This is a genomic window from candidate division WOR-3 bacterium, from assembly GCA_011052815.1.
Taxonomy (GTDB): domain Bacteria; phylum Hydrothermota; class Tepidihabitantia; order SM23-42; family SM23-42; genus DRIG01.
The window spans coordinates 1-20,871 of the sequence record DRIG01000011.1; the positions used below are offsets into that span (position 1 = coordinate 1).

Consider the following 20,871-nt stretch of genomic DNA (forward strand, 5'->3'; position numbering starts at 1 on the left):
CAATAGAGGAGAGTGATCTGTATATAAAAGCAGAGTCTTTACTGTATGATAAAGCTTTTGAAAGGCTCAGACGGACCCGCTGTGAGATTGAAGAATATATTTATAAAAACAGAAGATTCGCTGATTCTTTGACACCGGTCAAATGTGCTGCTCATGCTCCGGAAATTATAAGGAAGATGTGCCGTGCCGCTGAAGAAGCAGGAGTCGGACCGATGGCGGCGGTCGCCGGCGCCGTTGCTGAAGAACTGGCGTATTATTTACACCAGTGTTCTGGAGAGGTGATTGTCGAAAACGGCGGAGACGTTTTCATCATAAACAGACGACCGATGAGGATAGGGATTTACACGGAAGATGATCTTTTGTCAATGAAGCTCGGTCTGGAACTTATGCCTTATCCAGAAGGAATCAGCATCTGTACTTCATCGGGTAGGATCGGTCATTCATTGAGTTTCGGTCGGGCCGATGCAGTCACGGTGCTGGCACCCAGCGGTGCTTATGCCGACGCCGCGGCGACGGCGGTCGCAAATATGATACAATCCGAGGCAGATATCGATGCTGCATTGGACTTTGCACAGAGCAAGAAAGCTATTCTGGGGGTGGTGGTCGTCATCAATAATAAGATCGGAGTAAAGGGAGAAATCATCAAACTCTGTGCACTCGATTAATCAGGGAGTCAGCGGTTCAGATCAGCGCCGCATTTTCTGCACTTTTCAGCTCCGTATTCAACAGGTGCACGGCATTCAGGACAGGACCACCTGAATTTCTGCTCCTTGAGAAAGCATTCTTCGCCGATCTTTTTTAAACGTGTAAGATTTCGTCCGGGCATATCCTTGTAGCGTTTATTCAATTTCTGGAATATGTCGCATTGTTCGGTTAATGCACATTCATAACAGTATTGATAATGATTGCGGTCCAGGCACTGCACAATCTTACAGTCGCCGCTCCATTTATCTTTCGAAGTACTCTGACATCCCGAACATCGGATCTGTTCCGGTGCACACCTGAAGTATTTTGCCATACCTTTCAATTTTTCTTCGTCTTTATCGATCCAGGCGCGATAGATGTCACAGGCGCCGCAGTAGAGTCCGCATCTGCCGATCAAATCGCACTGCGTTTTATCCGGCATCTCTTCTTCCTTTTTTAATCTTTTTTATTATGAGATTTATGGTATTACGCACGCGTTTCGTCGTATCCTTGAATTCCTGGTAAAGCAGGTCCTGATTTTTATAGCCCATGATTTCAGCGGCTGTTTCCAGCGCTTCTGGAATGATTGTATCGGATGCGGCTGAGGTAAGGCGATAGACATTTCTCAAATGGTTAAGAAACGAGAACGCCTCAGCGAGTTTTGTCAATTCGGCGGCCAGATTTTTTTGTTTGTCAATGATGATTTTAAACAGTTTCGAGTTGACCGGTTCCTTTAACTCGAATTCGGCTTTCATGATCAACATCATCATTTCAATGTCCCTTAATCCACCAGGACCTTCTTTTATGTCATTATTGATATCAGATGCTTTTTCTTCGTTGACACTGTGCCGGGAATTTATTTCTTCGATCATCTGATTAATATACTCTCTTTTCATTTTAAAGATATGTGGTTTTATAATCTTCTTCATAAATTCTTCTTCAAAACGATGTGAACCGACGATCAGACGTGCACCGAGTATCTGTGATTTTTCAATGAAGATGTCAGCCCGTTTTTCACTCAATAACTTTTTTACTTCATCGAGAAGGATCACGAATCTTCCGAAATAATCCGTGAACCTGTGATGAGGAATCGTGCTTCTCTTTATGATTTCATTATTCATCTTGCTGATTATTTTATTGCAGTAATCAAGCATCTCCGGGTTGTCGGAATTGAGCAGGACGATAATATCATAGTCATCATCATATGCCTGTTCCCGGGCGTGGCCTCCGGCGGCGAAGATCGCCAGGAGGTCATCGGTTATTATCCTTCTGGTATACTGTCTGTCGATCTCCATACGACATATATCAAAGAGGGTATGAATATACCTGTCTGAAAACTGGGTAAATTCAGAATTTATCTCTTCAACCGTACCGCCTGATAAAGTCTTTATGCCGACCCGTATAAATTCGCAGTCATAATAGTCACCCAATTTTTCTTTCCTGGCTTTGAAGGTGCGCATTGAGTCGATATCACTGTAGAGCCCGTCGGCGAACTCCCTCAGCCGTTCAGGAACTTTTATGATATTGATCAATTTCGGGTATTTATCCAGTATTCTCAGGAAGATTCTTTTGAAAAAGACGCTGCTTGAGAGGTGCATTGAGATAAGATTTCTTAAGTCGCCGATGATTTTATCAACATCCTTTTCATAGATCTTTTTCTGGAAAATCTGAAGATAGAACTTCAGCTCTTTCTCTTCATTCAAGGAAAAATAGTTGTTTATCAAATTAGGAAAACGATTGAACACATACGCGATATTTCGGGTAAAATCTGGAACCTCATCTATATTTTTCATCAAGTATTCATTTAATTCCTTGAAGATTAAAAAACTCTTCTTGTTTTCACCGAGAATGGTCAGGAGATTGATGAGTGAATAAAGATTATATTTAAACCATTCGATATATTCTTTTATCACAAAATTTCTCTTTTCAGACGGCAGGGAGTCAAAGTCGCGCACGAACTTTTCAAGCAGTTCGTTTGTCCTGAGGTTGTCGAGGATATCATTCCAGAAAGATGTCCCTCTGAAGAAGCGGAATTTCTGGATAAAGTCCTCAGCCAGGTTTCCCCGGTATCGGATATCAAATATATGCGAGAATATCGAGTGTTTCGTGAGGTGATCGGTTATATCATTGATTAAAACAGGAATGACGTTTCGGATGTTCTGGATATGTTCATAATAGTGCATCAAGAGATGTTCTTCTGCACGGCAGGTTCCGAAATCCTGGTATCCGATTATCTTCGCGACTCTGCGGATATTTTCAAAAGCGGTGTCATCGAGGAGGATTTCTTCATCCTGTGTTACAAAGAGCTGGTAGAGATATCTGAAGATTTCAAAGAACGTGAGTGATCTTTCAAGGGCGTTATATTCCCGTTTTCTTCGGGGGTTTGCTTTTTTTAGTTGTTCGATGATATCCCAGGTGTTGACTTCCTTGATATTGAAGATCGTTTTTTGGGCGCAGATGATGTTCTTTATAATGCGTAAGCCGTCTTCTTTAAAGTTGATTGAATTAGAACTTATAGGTTTTTCAAGCAGTTGGTAGACATCACCGAGTATTCCTCTCAGATACCCCTCATGATAGCGGTTGTCAGCGGACGGGTGGAAAAAATAGCGGTTGATTATCTCCTTCTGATATTTTTCAAACAACTTTTTACTGCCGGTGATCACTGCGGCGCTCAGCATTTCATTGATTATTACATAATCGCTGATCTCTTCGGTCAGAACCTTTTTGTATTCTTTAATCGAGGCGGAATAGAGATGGTCTCCGATGTGCTCTGACAGGTGAAAATGGAAAGAGACGGCGAATCTGAACATCTCCTGACTTATACGGGCGATCGCCCGGTTGAACCTTGCACGGTTCTTTTTGCAGTCGTCGATGATCCCTACATCTATATCGTCCTGATCAGACTTGGTACCCACGCTGAGAATTACAAATTCAGGGGATCTGTCCGTATCGAGAAAGATTTCAAGGAGTTTCACAATATAATGGGTTATGAGTCTGCGGAAGTTGTCACCTACATTCCTCATAAATTTTCTGTATACAAATAATTTATCCGCGTCGGTTTCAATCATATCCATTCTTAACTGGTCTATCGCCTGATGATTGAAGTGCAGGAACTGGAGGGCGAAGAACGTTCCAATGAGATCTAATTTCTCTCTCGTCGTCCTGCCGACACCGGCGACGATCTTCAGATCGGCTTCAAAATCATAAGCCGGATGCAGAATATGTACTGCATCACGTTTTTTATTTTCTTCCAATCTCTGGATAAGGGTGTTGAGGTGCTTGCTTACGGCCTGGATGTATTTGTTGTAGTGATTGCCGAACTCAGAAGCTTTTTCTTTTAAGGATGTTACAAGGTCTTTCATTTTTGTCCCAATTTTTTCAATACTTCATCTGATATCTTGATCTGTTCATAACCGAGTTCCGGCGCCAGGGAAAGAATTTTGAAGAACTTCTTTTTAAAGGTCTGTTCTTTTTCGAAAAAAGCCGCCTTCCTGAAGACATATCGCCAGAATTTTTCGTTGTTTTTTTCTTTTTGATATATCGCAAAGATGTGTCTGATGTCGACACTGAATTCTACTTTTAATTCGATATCCCTTGCTGTACGCGGAGAAGTGATCTTGTCGATGATGATATCCCAGGGATTTGCAAGATAAATGTCAATGCGAAATTCTCTGTTGTTGAACAGAACAGATTCCCGATAGAATTTCAGGTTTTCCTTTTTCCATGTGTAAAATTCAAAGTATCTTCTTTCTTTTATGATATAATCAACATTGAACCATGTCTTATTGAATGACCAGGCGGTATGAAGACTGGAAATATTTTTATTGACCATCAAATGTTCGTCATAATCGACTATCCGCAGGGAGTCTGGCTTCGGTTCTGAGATGAATTCCTGCAGGGATTGTCGGTCTTTAAATAAAAGATCGATGTCCCAGTAAACCTTATAATTGAGATAACCATTGATAAGGAGGGGGAGAGCACCGATGATGATGAAATTGAGTTCTTTTTTATCCTGCAGTAAAGAGAGTTCTTCGAGAATCTGAAGCAATACTTTCTGCCTCTTTTTGCTTACATAATTAATCCATTCAGGAGACATCTCAGCGCCTGAACCAGCGTGGCTTTCTATTTTAATGTCCGGCCCTTTTCGAGGCCGATACGAAATGCCTTGAGGTTTATTTCTTCGGTACCTTTCGGTACGCGGGAGAGAATCGCGGATTCAACCGCCTCCCTGGAAACAATACCAGTGTATTCGGTAATTATGCCGAGGGCGACGATATTCGCCACCAGCGCCTTACCGACCTCCTTTTCGGCGATCTCGGTGATCGGTAAAGAATAGACCTTGAATTTTCCTTCGGGTTTTTTTGATACATAACCTGAATCTACAAGTAAAACACCGTTCTCTTTTACATCTTTATAATATTTATCGCATGCCTCCTGGGTGAAGCAGAGAAGCAGATCGATGTTCACGGCTTTGGGATAATCTATTTCTTCGTCAGAGATGATGACTTCGGAACGGCTGGAGCCACCCCTTGCTTCAGGTCCGTAGGATTGACTCTGGGTGGCGTTCTTGCCGTCGTAGATCGCCGCCGCCTCGGCAAGAATCTTACCCGCCAGTATCAGACCCTGACCTCCAGAGCCGCTCAACCTCAACTCATATCTAAAACTCACGATAACCTCCTGATTTAGTATTTTTTCACTCTTTTGATTAATTTATAATACTCTTCACAAAATTCCGGGCGCTCCTGGTCTTTGAGCACACCGATGATGATTTTATCCTTATGCTCTTCTCTGGAATCTTTTCTTGCGGTATTGACCGGGATACTGTTCTCCTTGAACCATTTCATTATATCAACGGCGGTGCCGAGTCTATTGGGGCGTGCATAATACGTCGGACAAGGAGAGAGGACTTCGATCAATGAAAATCCTTTTTTCAGCAGACCTCTCTGGATGTATTTATCCAGTTGAACCGCATGATAGCAGGTACTGCGGGCGACAAAAGATGCGCCGGCGGCAATCGCCAGTCCGGAGATGTCGAAAGAGGGCTCCATTGAGCCATAAGGTGCGGTACTGCCTTTTTTTCCGAACGGCGTTGTGGGCGAAGCTTGCCCTCCGGTCATTCCGTAGATGAAATTATTATAGATGATTACGGTGAGGTCGAGGTTCCGCCGTGCAGCATGAATAAAATGGTTGCCGCCGATCGCCGTGGCGTCGCCGTCTCCGCTGACCACGATGATATTCAATTCCGGCTTGGCAAGTTTCAATCCTGTGGCAAAGGCGATGGCTCTGCCGTGCGTGGTGTGGAGTGTATTGAAGTCCACATAACCAGGTGTTCTTGAAGAACATCCGATTCCAGAGACAAGGGCTATTTTATCCTTGGGGATCTTGCAGCGGTCGATCGCCCGGAGAATGGCTTTCAGAATTATACCGCAGCCGCATCCAGTGCACCATATATGAGGAAACTTATCAAGCCTCAGGTACTTTTCATAAGGGAACATTTTTTATTTTCTCCAAAATCTCATCGGGCGTGATCAGCATTCCATCCACCCGATTGATTTTTAACACATCACAATCTGCCGCACAGGAAACTTCATGGGCGGTCTGCCCCAGATTCATTTCAGGGACAATGAACGCCTTGACGCGTTGAGAGATTTTCGAAAGTGCTTCATAGGGAAAGGGCCAGAGTACGAGTATCTGGAAAACGCCCACTTTGATACCTGCGGCGCGTGCCAGACGCATCGCCCGGTATGCGGACCGGGCACTTGAGCCGTATGCCACAATACAGATATCCGCGTCATCAAGGGAATTTTCTTTGAATTCGATGATTTTTTCACGATTGTTTTCAATCTTGCGGTTAAGACGCCTGTAGAGTGCATCCGCTTTCACCGGGTCGTTTGTGGGAAAGCCGGTTTCGTCATGGCTCAATCCCGTGACATTATAGCGATAACCGATTCCGAAATCGGCGAATCGGGGGACGTCTGAATCCACTGCTCTATAGGGGAGATAATCTTCGGGTTTTTCTTCTGTTCGTTCACGTTCGATAATCTTTATTTCGTCTTTTTCAGGATAGATGATTTTCTCATTGATGTGGGCGATGATTTCATCGATCAAGAGAATGACCGGCACCCGGTATTTCTCTGATAGATTGAATGCCTTTATGGTCCAGTCATAGACTTCACGCACTGTGGAGGGAGTCACCACGATGACGGGATGGTCGCCGTGGGTGCCCCAGCGTGTCTGCATGGTATCCGCCTGTGCCGGATGAGTGGGCAGGCCCGTACTCGGACCGCCCCTCTGGACATTGACGACGACACAGGGTACTTCCGCCATTGCGGCGTAGCCGATGTTCTCCTGCATCAGAGAAAACCCCGGTCCGCTGGTTGCGGTCATTGATTTCACACCTGCCAGGGATGCTCCGATGATAGCCGCCATCGAGGCGATTTCATCCTCCATTTGAATGAAGACGCCGCCGTACTGGGGTAATTTAAGAGAGAGGATTTCAGCAATTTCCGAGGAAGGGGTGATCGGATACCCTGCAAAGAAACGCATACCCGCGACCAATGCCGCTTCAGCACATACTTCGTTCCCGGTGGCTAATCTTGCTTTTTGTTCACTCATCATTATCTTCTTTCTTTAAAACTTTTATCGCAAAATCCGGACAGTAAATTTCACATAACTGACAGCCGGTGCAGGCGTCGAGATTTGCGACTTTTGCTTTGGCTCCTTCCATTGTCAGAACATCTTTGGGGCAGAAGGCGACGCATATCTCACAACCTTTACACCAGCTTTCTTTGATTTCAATGATAAAACGACGGGTCTTTACTGCCATGCATCCCTATTATAGCCATAAATCACGGTTCGTCAAGCAGTTGAACCGTAGAACTTTCTGGGATACAACGGCGGTTCGTGATTTTTTATTCTTTATTTAAACCGCCGGAGGGTTTGCCTTTGATTCTATAAACAGAATTTACTTGTGCTGTGAATCAACCACTACAGATTCAGACCAAGAAAATGGTTGAGGAATTCCCTGATGAATATCACCGCCGGCACTGCAAGAATGACCCCCCAGAAACCAAGCATCATACCGCCGAGAATCAATACTATCATCACCACAACCGGATGGAGTTTCGAGGATCTTCCGATAATGAGCGGTCCCAGGAAGAAGTTTTCCAGAAGCTGTTCTCCGATGTAGACGGAAGCGATCTTGATGAGATTCAACAGCGGCGAGGGACTTGTAAGTCCGATGAGAATCGCCGGAAGGAAACTCAAGATATAGCCGATATTGGGAATAAGATTACACAGGCCGGCGATCACGCCCAGGAGCAGATAATATTTAATTCCGAGAATCCATAAGGAAAATCCTACGATGAATCCTACGATGAACATAAGGAGCAGTGTTCCTCTGAAGAAGCGAGCCAGAGAGACATTCAATTTATTGATGAATGCATCGACCTTTTTTCTTTCTTTCAGGCCGAAGAGATTTCTGAACCATTCGGTTATTTCTTCTCTGTCAGACAGGAAAAGATAGGCAGAGAGCGGGATAAAGACGAAGTTGTAGATGATCATAATTATACTTCCGATACCTCTGCCGATCTGCCCGATGGTCTTGAAGACTCCGGCGATTACATTGCTGAGATGGGTGGTGATTGTGTTCGCGATGATATTGGGGTCGACGTCGATCCCCAGCTCAATCAATTTATCGATTACGGTTCCGGAATAAAGCTGGATCTGCTGAATTGCATAAGGGATTTTATTGATCAGGACCTGGAGTTCATTGATCAACCCTGATATTATCAGGGTGATGAGCAGAGGGATGACCGCGACGATCGGTAGAAGGAATACGAGGATTGCAATGACTCTCGGGACTTTTCTTCTTTCCAGGAAATCGACCATAGGTGTAAGGATATAAGCAAGACCAAGACCAATAATGAACGGCACCAGGATTGAAGAATAATGGAGAAGGAAATAGAAGAGAAAGAGTAAAATAGTGAGGAGGAATACAGGCCGTACGTTTTTATCGCGTCTGAACGGCCAGAGTACGGTCAGGACAAGAAGCAGAAGCCAGATCGGTGAGAATGTTTTTGAGAGGATTATGAATCCTGCAATGAGCACGATGGTTATGTAGAAGACTACTTTCTGCATCTGAAAATTATATCTACTATCATTACAAAATCAAGCCTTGACTTTAAAGGTCGATTGTGTACAATAGGGTATGAAATCAACATTAAAACATCTAAAATATGCAACTCTGCTTCTCTTTGTAATCCTTGCAGGTCTTTCCTGTGAGGATCAGGTTTTATTCACGGTTGATGGAGAGACTTATACAATCGCTGATTTTAAAGAGAATTTTCAGTTTACCCCGACAGAAGATTCCTTACAGCGGCTGAAAAAGATAGATGAATTCATAAATCAGATGCTGGCGGTGCATGAGGCGCGTGAACGTGGATATGACGAGGATGCCATTGTCAAGACCGCCTTTGAGACCCATAAGAAAGATATCATTATGCGCAATTATTATGAAACGAGTGTGATGAGTAAGGTGCATGTTTCAGAATCAGAGATCAGGGATGTCTATAATAAAATCATAGACCATTATCATCTGGCGCAGATCGTCGTCACTTCCGATTCTCTGGCACAGTATATAGAGAGTGAACTGGAAAAAGGTGTATTATTTGATTCTCTTTTGAAATTTTCGCTTGATACCCTGACAGAAAACGGTGACATCGGTACTTTCTCCGTGATGTCACTGCCGCCGCAGATACTTGAAGCAGTTGAAAAAACACCGGTTGGGGGAACGACGAAAGCGGTTAGTTTCGGAGAATACTTCTATATCCTGAAAGTGCTCGAACATAAAAAAGCCGATTCTCCGAAGTATAAAGATGTAAAGGAGAACATCCGTAATACGCTCAGCCGGGATAAGGCGATGGAGATTGCAGATGAGTTCATTCAGAAGCTGATTGATGATGCGAAGATCGAATATAATCAGGAAGGACTCGACGCATTATTGAAACCCGATTCCCTGATAACGAAAGAAGACCTGAAAAAATGGGTGGTCAAAAAATATGACACCGCTTATGTTTATGTAGGATCAATCAGAGAGGCGATTCAGAACCAGTATAAAAAATCGTTTATTGAGCCGCAGAAGTTGATAGAACGTCAATTGATCCCGGACCTCATCTATGATAAGGCGCTGACGGTCAATTTCGACAAGAAACTCGAGATTAAAGATAAACTGCGTAAAGCACTGGATTTTCTGATGTATCAGAAATTCTATTCAGATGAAGTTCTGGAAAAGGTCCAGATAGATTCCATGGAAGTGGTCAATTACTACAAGACTCATAAAGACGATTATCAGGATAAAACACTGGAGGAAGTTTTTAGTGTGGTGAAGGCGAGGGTGCGTGAGGCGAAGATAGACACCTTACGCAGTAAAGTGTTTCAATCACTGCGGGATAAGTATAATCCCGTAATCAACCAAACAGTTGTAGCGAAATTACTGAAGGAGGAATAGTGAAGAAATTGATTTTTCCGATAGTGATCGGTCTTTTTTTCTTCTGTGCGCAGCAGGCAGAGGATGTCCTGGTGAGGGTGGACGGGTCGGTATTGACCAAGGCGGATTTTGAAAAGTATATCACTGAGGCGGATTACAGTAAAGTCCCGGAAGAACAGATCCGGCAATTCTGCGAAAAATGGGCGGATCAGGAAATTCTATACCTCGAAGCCAAAAAACAGGGGATTGACAAAGAGGATTCGATCAGATTGGTGCTGAAGGAGTATGAAAAGAATCTTTTGGCGATGGATCTGGTACGCAGGGAATTCAGCGGTACCACCGTGGATGAGAATGAAATCAAGGCGTATTTTAATGAACACGAGAAGGAATTTTTGTATGCCGTAAAATTAGGTCAGATCGTCCTGCCTGATATCGAGACCGCCCGTATGACTCTTCAGGAGATAAAAGCGGGTGCCGATTTCTTCAAACTTGCCAAGGAGCGTTCTTTGACCCGTTTTGAAAATCCTGAGGATCCGAAGGTGGTTACCGACTACCTACCCAGGGGTACGCTCGGTGATTTCGGGATTGAAGAGACTATATTCAATATGAAGCGCGGTGAAATTTCAGATGTTATTCCCTATGTACAGGGCACATATCTTCTTGTAAAGATGATCGACAAGAAAAAGATGAAATCCAAAGCTGATTATGATGCATATAAAGGAGCGATATACAACTATCTTCTCGCCAAGAAATATCAGGATTTCCTATCACATTATGTCGACAGTCTGAAAACCCAGTACAAGGTTACGATTGACCTTTCGGTATTAAAAGAGAAGAATTAATTTTTACGGTATATTGAAAAGACCGTAGCACTCATGATGTTGATTATACTTTTTGCATTGTTAACCGCTCACGCAGATCAGGTTGCGGCGTATGTCGGAGATGATGTGATACTCGAGAGTGAGGTCATGGAGAAGATGTATTTTCTCGCCAATGACCCCAGAATTCGCGAAATGTTCCAGGAGCCGGAAGAACTGCGTGAATATGTTCTGGATGAACTCATATCGCAAAGACTGGTATTGATCGAGGCGGAGCAGGAATCGATTGCTGTAAGTACCCGTGAAATCAACGAAGCCGTTGAATGGCAGATCGAAAAGGTGAAGGAGCAGTATCCTTCAGAAGCCGATTTTTTCAAAGCCCTGGAAAAACAGGGGTTGACCGTTGATGATTTAAGACGGAATTATGAACGTTCAGCCAAGACTCAGCTGACGATGGAGCGGCTCATTCAAAAGAAATTTTCCGATATCACCATTTCGCCGATTGCGGTGAAGAGATTTTATGAGGAGCATAAAGACAGTATCGCGGTGCGGCCCGGCCGTGTGAAGCTGTCCCATATTCTTCTTGTCATCAGACCGAGTGAGGATGCTTTAAAAAAAGGATTCAATAAAGCTCTAGATGTTTATAAACTGCTTCTTGCAGGTGGAGACTTCAGTGTTCTGGCAGAGGAATTTTCCGACGACGAGAATTCAAAATACAAAGGCGGCATGCTCGGAAAGATAAAAAAAGGGGAGACCCTCGAAGAGTTTGAGGCAGCTGTATTTGATTTAAAACCAGGTGTTGTATCCCAACCTATACCGACAAGGTTTGGATATCATATCGTTGAGGTGCTGAATAAAGGAAAAGACTGGGTTCTGGCACGGCAGATTCTGATAAAGGTCGGCATCACCCGGGCGGATACACTCCGCTATCAAAGACTGGGTGAGAGGCTCTGCGAACTGGTGAGGCAAGGGGTGGATTTTGACAGTCTGGCAAAGGAATATTCCAATGCAGCGGAGATTGATATTGGAGAGTTTTATGTTAATCAACTTTCGCCGCCGCTTGATTCGATTGTGGAAAACCTGCAGGAGGGTGAGCTGAGTCAACCGATATTGACACCGATCGGTTATCACCTGATCTACCTCAAAGAAAAAATTCCGGGTAAGACCCTGACATTTGAAGATATGCGTGAGTATATAATGAAGTATCTTCAGGATCAGGAACTTCAGAAGCGTTTCGCAAAATTGATTGATGAGCTGAAAGAAAAAGTCTTCGTCAAAAAGTTTTTGAATCTTTCACAAAAAGAATAATTGGGGTCGAATCTTTACTTTATAGATAACTTCATAGATCTCTCAAATATATGATTACGTTCATCCTGTGTTTGTTCCAGTGGCAGCAGTCTGTGTCATACAGGATAGATGCATATCTGGATACTGCGGACCATTCCCTCAGGGGGGTGGAATATCTCATCTATTATAATAATTCACCGTATCGTCTTGATACGCTGTATATCCATTTATATCCGAATGCCTACAAGGATGAGAATACCGTTTTTATGAAAGAGATGAAGCAATTGAGTCCTCACGACTATGAAAAATTGAAGAAGAAAGAACGAGGATATATAGATATTGATTGCGTTCTGATTAATGGGGACAGTGCCAGCTTTTTGATCGACGGTACACTCTTGACGATTCCCCTGTTTACTCCGTTGAATCCACACGATTCTTTGGTTCTGAAGCTCGACTTTTATTTAAAGATTCCTCAACAGATTTCACGTCTCGGGTATCAAAATGACCATTATGAGATGACGCAGTGGTATCCCAAGATGTGTGTTTTCGACCGAAGCGGCTGGCATTGTGATACTTATCATGCTATTGGAGAGTTCTATGGAGAATACGCCACTTTTGATGTGGAGATCGACCTGCCGGCCGGTTATGTCGTGGCGGCAACCGGCGAGAGGATTACACCGGGTGACCGGCAGTTCATTGATTCACTGATAATCAGTAAAAGAAAGCCGCATCTCGGTGAAAGGAAGAAGGTGAGATTTCTCGCCAGGGATGTTCATGATTTCGCCTGGGTCTGCGATCCCGAGTTTCTGGTGGAAAGATATAATGTCGACGGCATCGATATTTATATCTTTTTTCTGAAAGAACATGAAAAGGATTGGTACAGCGCCGGTCTTTACGCGGTTGATGCTGTCGAGCGATATAATCGATGGTATGGAAAGTATCCTTATAAGAATTTGAGTGTCGTTGAGGGATATTTCGGAGGAGGTATGGAATATCCCAATCTTGTGCTTATCGGGCACAAAGAAAATCGTTTTGTCCGTTCGTTCGAAATTGTGATCGTCCATGAAATAGCGCATCAGTGGTTTTACGGAATCCTGGGATCCAATGAGATGGATGAGGCCTGGTTGGATGAGGGATTCACCACTTTTACCGAATTGAGGTATCTGGAAGATAAATACGGTAAAGACGGTTCCATAATCAAGAGCTCTTTGATTCCGCCTTTAACAAGAAGATATTTCCACAAGTTGATATATTATATAAGCCAGTCCAATGCCATCGAAAAATCTATTATTACACCCGCTTATGATTATCTGGATGTCCCTCTTGCTTATGCCAACGCCGCATATTCAAAGCCCGCTCTTTTTTTGTACAATCTTCAAGGAATCATCGGTGGAAAGACATTCGATAAGATTTTAAAAAGATACTGTAAAGAATACAGATTCAAACATCCGACAAGCAGTGATTTCCTTAGAATATGCCAGGAAGAAACGGGCAGAGATTTTGAACCTCTGTTTTCAGGATTTTTGACCACCACTTACTTTTGTGACTGGGCGGTTAAGAAAGTTACAGCCAATACCGTTGAGATTGAAAACAGAGGAGCCATTCAGTCACCTGTGGATGTTTTTGTTGAAACAGAAGCCGGCGAAGATATTTTCAGAATCGATACCGAGGAAAAGATTTATACGATCACCCTTCCCACGGAACGAGGGAGAATAAAGAAGGTGGTCATTGATCCTGATGGTTATTCCCTTGAACCGAACCACTGGAATAATTATTATCCTCCACGGATTCAATTGAAACCTTTTTTCGCTTTACCGTCTTTTGACGCTTACCAGATTATATTTCTTCCGTATTTATGGTACGGCAGTGACGACGGTTTTATTCCGGGTTTGTATCTTTTCGGCGGCCGATTTATTGATTATGATTTTTTGAAAGGAGAACATCAATGGCTGGCAGGATGTACATACGGATTGAAGAGTAAAAACTTTTATCCCACATTCAAGTACCAGACACCTGTTTTCTTCAAACGGGGAAAGAGGGTGCGGTTGAAATTGCAAGGTTCAAAACCCAATGGTATGGATAAATTAGAGGCGGGGTTTGTTACAAATCTCGGTCTTCCGTATTCTTCAACACCGCAGATAGAGATCAAGAATATGTTTTCATATACCTACCTTTATTCTTATATCGCGGTCGACTCCAATGATTGGGATACAGGGAAGAATTTTATTTTTGATAATTCCTTAGAGTTCGAATATCGGAACTGGCGTATAAATATCGGTGCAGCGGTTGCTCGACAAATTTACGGCGGAGAGTGGTCTTATCTGCGTACGACTTTGGAAATCGAAAAGAAAACGGCGATATTTATTCCTTTTAAGATACGGATCTTCGCCGGCAGGGTATTCGGTGATGCTCCGATGCAGGAACGGTTGTTTTTAAGCGGGGCTTTGCATATCAGTATGCTTGCTGATTTACTTTTCAGCCAGAGCGGATATTTTTCACCCCAGGAGCATATCCATATCTCCGGCGACGGAAATATGCGGGGTTATCAGACCATGCACATCAAATCGAATGAGCTCTATTGTTTGAATCTTGAATTTCCCTTTGATTATCCGATAAGAGTATTTGCTGATTTCGGTTACTACGGAGAATTCGCTTTTGATGTCGGCGCTTCACTTGTTCTCGGACCGGTCTCTTTTAATCTACCTTTTTATATCTTGAGTGATGAGGAGTGGAAGATCCGCTGGTCTATTGGTTTTTAACAGGATGATTCTATGGAGAGATTAAAGGATTTCATTCTCGGGGATCGGCATATCCAGACGCTCAAGGAGTTCTCCGGACAGAAAGATTTCTATCTGGTAGGCGGAACGATCAGGGACATCCTGCTCGGTGTCGAACCCAGGGACTACGACTTTGCAGTTTCAGGTTCGGGCATTAAGTTCGCACGTTCTTTTGCCAGGAAGATAAAGGGTGCTTTTGTGTTGTTGAGTGAGGCGGATGATGAAGCGCGGGTTGTGAAGGATGATTTTATCTACGATTTCATAGGACTGATTGATAATGATATCACTGAAGACCTCAGAAGGCGGGATTTCACCGTTAATTCAATGGCGATCAATTGCCGTACACTTGAATTTTTCGACCCCTTCGGCGGATTCAAGGATTTAAAGAAGGGAATTCTCCGACCCACTTCAGAGAATTCATTGACAGATGATCCTTTGAGGGTTTTGAGGGGATTTCGTTTTTCCCTGGAACTGGGTTTTAAACTGGATCGAAGTTTTTTCAAGCTGGCGAAAGCCGTAGATTTGAAGGGAGTGGCGGCTGAGCGTATCGGATACGAATTGCTGAGGATAATGGGAGCGCCCGCTTCCTACAAAGAGATTCTCAAGATGAACGAACTGGGACTCTTTTTACAGATCTTTCCCGAGGCGAGAAAGATCATGGAAGACGATTATTTATGGGGGCATTCACTCGGTACATATCAGGCATTGGAAAAACTCCTCCAGCAGGGTTTTTTCAGAAAGATTGAGCCGGAATTTTCCACTTATTTTGCGGTCGAAAAGCGGATACCTCTTTTGAAAATCGCCGCTCTATTTCACGATGTCGCCAAACCCGATACATTCTTGTTGAAAGAAGGGGAAGTGCATTTTTACGGGCATGACACCAAAGGAGCAAAGATCGTTAAGACCCTGGGTTACAAACGCCTGAAATTACCACGCAGCGACGTCAAAATGATCAGCCGTCTGGTGAAAGAACATATGAGACTCCATTTACTGGCGACGAATCAGGAACTCACTGACCGGGCGATCCGCAGGTTTTTTCGGGATCTTGAAGATGACTGGTTCGGTGCAATGATGATCGCCTGGGCCGACGGCTATGCCACAGCCGGCTGGACACGCCATCTTGAGGAGGTCTTTATGAGAATGATAGCACTTAAGAGAAAAGATGATGCCGAACCAAAAGTCGAGCGGTTGATAAACGGTTATGATTTAATCGCACTGGGACTGGAACCGGGGCCCAAATTCAAAATTATCCTGCAGGAGCTGTTTGATCTTCAGCTTGAAGGTAAAATAAAGAGCAAAGAAGAGGGATTGAAGATCGCCCTCGAAATTGAAAAGAGGTTGTGATTCGGTTCTTTGTATCTTGACACCCTTTTCAAGACATTTATAATATAAAAGGAGGTATGAAATGGATCAGGTCCTTAAGTTGATTTTCAATCTCAACCTCTTCGTCGTCGTAATCGTCGTTTTGATAATAATCTTTGCATTCTTTTTAATCAAAAATCGGATACGGCGTATAAAAAAGAGATGATTGATTTACTGCTGTTTACGCTTTTGACACAACCCGTTGGTATTCATCAAATAGAGTATTACAATTATATAGATAATGCAGTCTTTTCTTCGATAAGTCAGAGACCGCAGGAATATATTCCTCTACAGACCCGCATCAACGGGATGATGAAAAAATATTATGGTTACTGTCCCTATTGGATTGACACAACCTGTTATCAGCATTTTCAGATGGAACTGTTGACCCACGTTGCGTATTTTTCCGTAGAGATAGATCCTTCAACAGGAGAGTTGGGCGATATCCCCAATCAAGACAGGTTCTTTATAATTCGTGATCTTGCACATAATCACGGAACAGCAGTACATATGACCTTTATTATTTTCGGCAGTTCCAATGTGACGACTTTTCTCAATAACGATACCGCACGACAGAATGCAATTTTCAGTATGAGTGAATTTCTCACGAATTACGGAATCGAGGGAGTGAACATAGATTTTGAATTCGTTCTCGGTTCAGTACGGGACAGCTTCAACCTGTTTATCCATAACCTCTATCAGGCGATGATCGGTCATCCAGGCGGCAGGAAGGAACTCTACATCGCTTCGATCGCTGTTCCTGAGTGGTATCCGGGTTATGATGTGGCATATCTTGCGGATAACTGCGACGGATTATTCATCATGGCATATGATTTTCACTGGAGCGGTGCTTCAATCGCCGGTCCGGTTTCACCGTGTGTTCCTTCCTCTTTTTGGGGGCAATATTGTGCTGCAAAATCGATAGGGAGTTACAAGGAATGCGGTGCAGATGCCTCGAAGCTCATTCTCGGTGTTCCTTATTACGGATATGACTGGCCGACTGAATCGGGTGATATCGGAAGTAATACGACGGGAAGCGGTGTTGCTGTGAGCTATTATTCCGCTTTTCAGAACGCGAATACATACGGCAGATTGTGGGATGAAAATTCCCTGACACCCTGGTACCGTTATTATACTACGGGATGGCATCAATGCTGGTATGATGATTCAGTATCGCTCGATATAAAATTCGGAATGGTGAATGATTCCATGATCGCCGGTGCAGGTTGCTGGGCACTGGGATATGACCGCGACTATGACCACCTCTGGAATACGGTCCGCAGAAATTTCTGGGATTCTTTATATGTCGCAGAAAAAGAAAACTCATTCTGTCCGACCGGTGTTTTTTTCCGAACCATCTTTTCACGGGAACTGGAGATTTCACTCAAGAATTCTTTTCAGCCGTATCGAATTACCGTTTATGATATTACGGGCAGAAGAATGAGTGAGGAATATACAGGAGGCGGTTCAATAAGAGTCGGTAGTGGATTGAAACCGGGGGTGTACATTCTTTTTATAAACGACGGCGTTGTCGAATACAGATATAAAATTATAAAACTCCAGAACTGAATTTTTTCTGAAAAGATATATTGACTTAATCGTTTTTTTAATTATTATTGTACCATGGCAGAGAAGAAAAGAGTCTTCAGTGGTATTCAACCTTCAGGCAGGTTGCACCTCGGTAATTATGTCGGAGCCATCCGCAACTGGATTCCAATGCAGGATGAATATTTCTGCATATACGGAATCGTCGATTACCATGCTATGACCGTCCATTTCAACCCGAAAGAGATGGAAGATAGGATATTCAATGCAGCCGTTGATTACCTCGCTGCAGGGCTTGATCCAGGAAAGAGTATTTTAATGGTGCAGTCGACCGTCTCTGAACATACCGAGCTTGCGTGGATATTGAATACAATCACGCCGATCGGCTGGTTGTCACGGGTTCCGACATTCAAAGAAAAGCGGAAGGCGAATCCCGATTATGTTCACATGGGATTATTCGACTATCCGGTGTTGATGGCCGCCGACATTATTCTATACAAGGCAGAGGTCGTGCCGGTCGGTGATGATCAGGTACCCCATATAGAACTTACCAGAGAGATAGTAAGGAAATTTAATTCATATTTCGGTGAAACTTTTCCAGAACCAGAAGCCAAACTCGGTGACATCCCGCGTATTTTAGGGCTCGATGGTGTAAACAAGATGAGCAAAAGCCTTGAAAACTGCATATATCTTGATGAAACAAAAGAACAGATCTGGCAGAAGCTTTCAACTGCAGTTACTGATACCGCACGTAAGCGTCGGACAGATCCAGGCAATCCTGAGAGGTGTAATGTTTTCACCATGCACCGGGCGTTTTCCAAGGATAAGGATATTGAATATTGTGCGCGTGAGTGTCGTGAAGCGGGAATCGGATGCCTTGATTGTAAAAAAATTCTTCTGGAGAATATGTACGGAGTGCTTCAACCCCTTCAGGAGAAGCAGAAGGAGTTGAGGAACAGGAAGGACTATGTCTATAAGATACTGAAAGAGGGGCAGAAAAAGGCAAAAGCGATTGCCGAGAGAACGATGTCTGAGGTCTATGAACGAATAGGCATCAGGACATTTCATTAGTCCCTTATCCATTTTACAAAGGTCGATTTTCCCCGACTGGATTCAGTAAGGTTTTACTTCGTCGTCGAAAAGGGTTGCGGCGACTGATTGTCCCATTAATTCCACTGAGACCACAAGGCGCCGTTTCTTTCTGTTCTCTTTAATGAGAATACCGATGGCTCCGGCCAGCGGTCCTGATATTACACGGACACGCATGCCGACCTGAAGATAGGGTAGAGGGTAGAGATTTCGGTCGCTGTTTACAAATATCCTGATTGATTCAATCTCTTCATCAGGGACAGGCATTGGCCTGCCGTTACCACAGATCTTGACCAGGCCGGGTGTCCGGAATGTCTTGAGCCAGTTGTCCCGCACTTCATCCAGTTCCACAAATAGATAATTCGGAAACAGAGGTCTTTTGATCAATATTTTTCTGTCTTTGCGTCGACTCGGGACGATGATGGTGGGTAAAAAGGTATTTATTCCTTTATCAGTAAGAAGCTTGTTGACGACGCGTTCGTGATTACACCGCGTATATGCTGCAAACCAGCTCATTTTCAACTCCTATGCTTCTTGCTTGAGAGTAAGTTTTAAAGATTCTTCAGAATTCTCTCGTTATAAATTTAGACTTCTTTAACCTCCGCCCTGGAGAATCTTCAGTCTCGCTTCAGTACGCTTCTTGTAATCTTTGGCACCGGCATGGTTCGGGTCCAGTGCAAGTACCTGTTTGAAGATCTTCAGCGCCTCACTATATTTTTCAGAGGTGAAGTAAGAGACTCCTTTTTTGTAGAGGGCGTTGATTTGCGCTTTGGTCGGTTTCTTTGCAACAGGCGGTTTTGTACCACCACTCGGTTTCTTGGGCGGAGCCATCTTTTTCTTTAAATTCGCGACCGCTGTTTTCGCCTCGCTGTTCGCCGGATCAAGGCCGAGTACTTTATTCCAGAATTCAATCGCCTTGGCATAATCTTTTGCCTGGGTTCGTGAACGTGCCTCTGCACTGTAGACACTGATCAGTTCCTTACGTCTCGGTTCGATCTTGGCTAAATAATCCTGTGCTCCTTTATGGCTCGGATCAAGGGAAAGAACCGCTTCGAACGCAGCTTTTGCTTCATCGAGATTCCCTTCAGAATAGTATATTTTACCCTTTTCGAAGTTGGCTTTGATGTTCTTTTCTTTTTCCAGTAGAGCCGTCTCTTTTCTCCGGGCTTCTTCGGTCTTTTTGAGATTGAAGATCAGTTTGCTCTTCATCCCTTTTTTCACGGAGATTTTCGCCATGTAGTCTTCATAATTCGGTTTGGAGATTGCAATCGTGTAGTTGCCCACGGGCAGACTGAGGCTGAAAGTGGAACCCTTTGTCTTATACCGCTTGTTCATTTCTTTGATGTCGATGACCGCACCGACAAGCGGTTGCTTTGAAGTATAGTCACGAATCACACACTCAATCGAACCCACCTGAGGACCTTCCATCAATGCACGATTAGTCGCCTCAACCCCGAGCGTAAAACGCGGCGAAAAAGGCTCCGGACTCCAGAAATGCTCACACTTGGTGACCGCCAATGTTCCGGTGAAATACTTATGACGATACCTGATCCCGGCATTGCCGTCCCGACCGTCGATCTCGGCAATCAATTCCACGGGCCCGGCTTTGATCGAACCACCAAAGAAAATCCCGAACGCCCACCAGGAATGACTGCGCGTCATATACTCCTCACCCAGAACAAATAGATCCGTATTGAAGATATGACTGCGCGGTCCATACCCGACAAACCGGCCACGCCCCAGACCAACCACTACATTGAAGACCGGCGCAAACGACTTCTGCATCGCAATATAGGTCGAAAACAACTCCCAGGGACGGCCA

The 20,871-nt window shown here is 43.9% G+C and carries 18 protein-coding genes; 8 read left to right on the plus strand and 10 right to left on the minus strand.

Features of this window, described 5'->3' with window-relative positions; translation table 11 throughout:
- On the plus strand, positions 1-665 hold a 665-nt coding region (locus tag ENI34_00765), incomplete at its 5' end, for a UPF0280 family protein (protein HEC77657.1).
- Positions 666-673: 8 nt separating this feature from the next.
- Here the strand turns inward: ENI34_00765 and ENI34_00770 are convergent.
- The 8 genes from ENI34_00770 to ENI34_00805 form a co-directional block, all read right to left on the minus strand.
- Positions 674-1,126 (minus strand): DUF3795 domain-containing protein, encoded by a 453-nt coding sequence (locus ENI34_00770; protein HEC77658.1) that lies wholly within the window; start codon positions 1,124-1,126, stop codon positions 674-676.
- Positions 1,116-4,046: a hypothetical protein gene (locus tag ENI34_00775; protein ID HEC77659.1), complete on the minus strand. Its 2,931-nt coding sequence runs from the start codon at positions 4,044-4,046 to the stop codon at positions 1,116-1,118. Before ENI34_00775 ends, ENI34_00770 begins: the two co-directional genes overlap by 11 nt.
- The gene (locus ENI34_00780) at positions 4,043-4,780 is read right to left on the minus strand and encodes a hypothetical protein (GenBank protein HEC77660.1); all 738 of its coding nucleotides are present in this window, start codon (positions 4,778-4,780) and stop codon (positions 4,043-4,045) included. The genes ENI34_00775 and ENI34_00780 overlap by 4 nt, the downstream gene beginning before the upstream one ends.
- A gap of 26 nt (positions 4,781-4,806) precedes the next feature.
- Positions 4,807-5,352 (minus strand): 2-oxoacid:ferredoxin oxidoreductase subunit gamma, encoded by a 546-nt coding sequence (locus ENI34_00785; protein HEC77661.1) that lies wholly within the window; start codon positions 5,350-5,352, stop codon positions 4,807-4,809.
- Positions 5,353-5,366: 14 nt separating this feature from the next.
- A complete protein-coding gene (locus ENI34_00790; protein HEC77662.1) occupies positions 5,367-6,179 on the minus strand; it encodes a 2-oxoacid:ferredoxin oxidoreductase subunit beta in 813 nt (270 codons plus the stop codon).
- Positions 6,166-7,302, minus strand: a complete 1,137-nt coding sequence (locus ENI34_00795) for a 2-oxoacid:acceptor oxidoreductase subunit alpha (GenBank protein ID HEC77663.1) — start codon at positions 7,300-7,302, stop codon at positions 6,166-6,168. Before ENI34_00795 ends, ENI34_00790 begins: the two co-directional genes overlap by 14 nt.
- On the minus strand, positions 7,292-7,510 hold the full coding sequence (locus tag ENI34_00800) for a 4Fe-4S dicluster domain-containing protein (protein ID HEC77664.1): 219 nt from the start codon (positions 7,508-7,510) through the stop codon (positions 7,292-7,294). Before ENI34_00800 ends, ENI34_00795 begins: the two co-directional genes overlap by 11 nt.
- 161 nt (positions 7,511-7,671) lie before the next feature.
- Positions 7,672-8,823 (minus strand): AI-2E family transporter, encoded by a 1,152-nt coding sequence (locus ENI34_00805; GenBank protein HEC77665.1) that lies wholly within the window; start codon positions 8,821-8,823, stop codon positions 7,672-7,674.
- 70 nt (positions 8,824-8,893) lie between these two features.
- Here ENI34_00805 and ENI34_00810 point away from each other — a divergent pair, with 70 nt between their 5' ends.
- From ENI34_00810 to trpS, 7 genes are all read left to right on the plus strand, one after another.
- The gene (locus ENI34_00810; GenBank protein ID HEC77666.1) at positions 8,894-10,192 is read left to right on the plus strand and encodes a hypothetical protein; all 1,299 of its coding nucleotides are present in this window, start codon (positions 8,894-8,896) and stop codon (positions 10,190-10,192) included.
- A complete protein-coding gene (locus ENI34_00815) occupies positions 10,192-11,013 on the plus strand; it encodes a hypothetical protein (protein ID HEC77667.1) in 822 nt (273 codons plus the stop codon). The genes ENI34_00810 and ENI34_00815 overlap by 1 nt, the downstream gene beginning before the upstream one ends.
- A 33-nt stretch (positions 11,014-11,046) precedes the next feature.
- Positions 11,047-12,297, plus strand: a complete 1,251-nt coding sequence (locus tag ENI34_00820) for a hypothetical protein (protein ID HEC77668.1) — start codon at positions 11,047-11,049, stop codon at positions 12,295-12,297.
- A gap of 50 nt (positions 12,298-12,347) precedes the next feature.
- The gene (locus tag ENI34_00825; GenBank protein ID HEC77669.1) at positions 12,348-15,035 is read left to right on the plus strand and encodes a M1 family peptidase; all 2,688 of its coding nucleotides are present in this window, start codon (positions 12,348-12,350) and stop codon (positions 15,033-15,035) included.
- A 12-nt stretch (positions 15,036-15,047) separates the two neighbouring features.
- A complete protein-coding gene (locus ENI34_00830; GenBank protein HEC77670.1) occupies positions 15,048-16,397 on the plus strand; it encodes a CCA tRNA nucleotidyltransferase in 1,350 nt (449 codons plus the stop codon).
- A 180-nt stretch (positions 16,398-16,577) separates the two neighbouring features.
- Entirely contained in the window at positions 16,578-17,984 is a 1,407-nt protein-coding gene (locus tag ENI34_00835; protein ID HEC77671.1) for a T9SS type A sorting domain-containing protein, read from the plus strand.
- A gap of 54 nt (positions 17,985-18,038) precedes the next feature.
- Positions 18,039-19,031: a tryptophan--tRNA ligase gene (gene trpS, locus ENI34_00840; GenBank protein HEC77672.1), complete on the plus strand. Its 993-nt coding sequence runs from the start codon at positions 18,039-18,041 to the stop codon at positions 19,029-19,031.
- A 42-nt stretch (positions 19,032-19,073) separates the two neighbouring features.
- Here trpS and ENI34_00845 read toward each other — a convergent pair whose 3' ends face one another.
- Together ENI34_00845 and ENI34_00850 are read right to left on the minus strand one after the other, a co-directional pair.
- Complete coding sequence (locus tag ENI34_00845; GenBank protein HEC77673.1) at positions 19,074-19,565, minus strand: UpxY family transcription antiterminator; 492 nt, start codon at positions 19,563-19,565, stop codon at positions 19,074-19,076.
- Positions 19,566-19,643: 78 nt separating this feature from the next.
- Positions 19,644-20,871 (minus strand): tetratricopeptide repeat protein (locus ENI34_00850; GenBank protein ID HEC77674.1); only part of this gene is annotated, 1,228 nt, incomplete at its 5' end.

What these genes read in the sequence shown, in the direction of transcription:
- ENI34_00805 (HEC77665.1), bottom strand. Translation starts at nt 8,823, where the DNA reads ATGCAGAAAGTAGTCTTCTACATAACCATCGTGCTCATTGCAGGATTC.
- ENI34_00795 (HEC77663.1), bottom strand. Translation starts at nt 7,302, where the DNA reads ATGATGAGTGAACAAAAAGCAAGATTAGCCACCGGGAACGAAGTATGT.
- ENI34_00820 (HEC77668.1), top strand. Translation starts at nt 11,047, where the DNA reads ATGATGTTGATTATACTTTTTGCATTGTTAACCGCTCACGCAGATCAG.
- ENI34_00825 (HEC77669.1), top strand. Translation starts at nt 12,348, where the DNA reads ATGATTACGTTCATCCTGTGTTTGTTCCAGTGGCAGCAGTCTGTGTCA.
- ENI34_00835 (HEC77671.1), top strand. Translation starts at nt 16,578, where the DNA reads ATGATTGATTTACTGCTGTTTACGCTTTTGACACAACCCGTTGGTATT.
- ENI34_00790 (HEC77662.1), bottom strand. Translation starts at nt 6,179, where the DNA reads ATGTTCCCTTATGAAAAGTACCTGAGGCTTGATAAGTTTCCTCATATA.
- ENI34_00810 (HEC77666.1), top strand. Translation starts at nt 8,894, where the DNA reads ATGAAATCAACATTAAAACATCTAAAATATGCAACTCTGCTTCTCTTT.
- ENI34_00780 (HEC77660.1), bottom strand. Translation starts at nt 4,780, where the DNA reads ATGTCTCCTGAATGGATTAATTATGTAAGCAAAAAGAGGCAGAAAGTA.
- ENI34_00845 (HEC77673.1), bottom strand. Translation starts at nt 19,565, where the DNA reads ATGAGCTGGTTTGCAGCATATACGCGGTGTAATCACGAACGCGTCGTC.
- ENI34_00830 (HEC77670.1), top strand. Translation starts at nt 15,048, where the DNA reads ATGGAGAGATTAAAGGATTTCATTCTCGGGGATCGGCATATCCAGACG.
- ENI34_00800 (HEC77664.1), bottom strand. Translation starts at nt 7,510, where the DNA reads ATGGCAGTAAAGACCCGTCGTTTTATCATTGAAATCAAAGAAAGCTGG.
- trpS (HEC77672.1), top strand. Translation starts at nt 18,039, where the DNA reads ATGGCAGAGAAGAAAAGAGTCTTCAGTGGTATTCAACCTTCAGGCAGG.
- ENI34_00775 (HEC77659.1), bottom strand. Translation starts at nt 4,046, where the DNA reads ATGAAAGACCTTGTAACATCCTTAAAAGAAAAAGCTTCTGAGTTCGGC.
- ENI34_00770 (HEC77658.1), bottom strand. Translation starts at nt 1,126, where the DNA reads ATGCCGGATAAAACGCAGTGCGATTTGATCGGCAGATGCGGACTCTAC.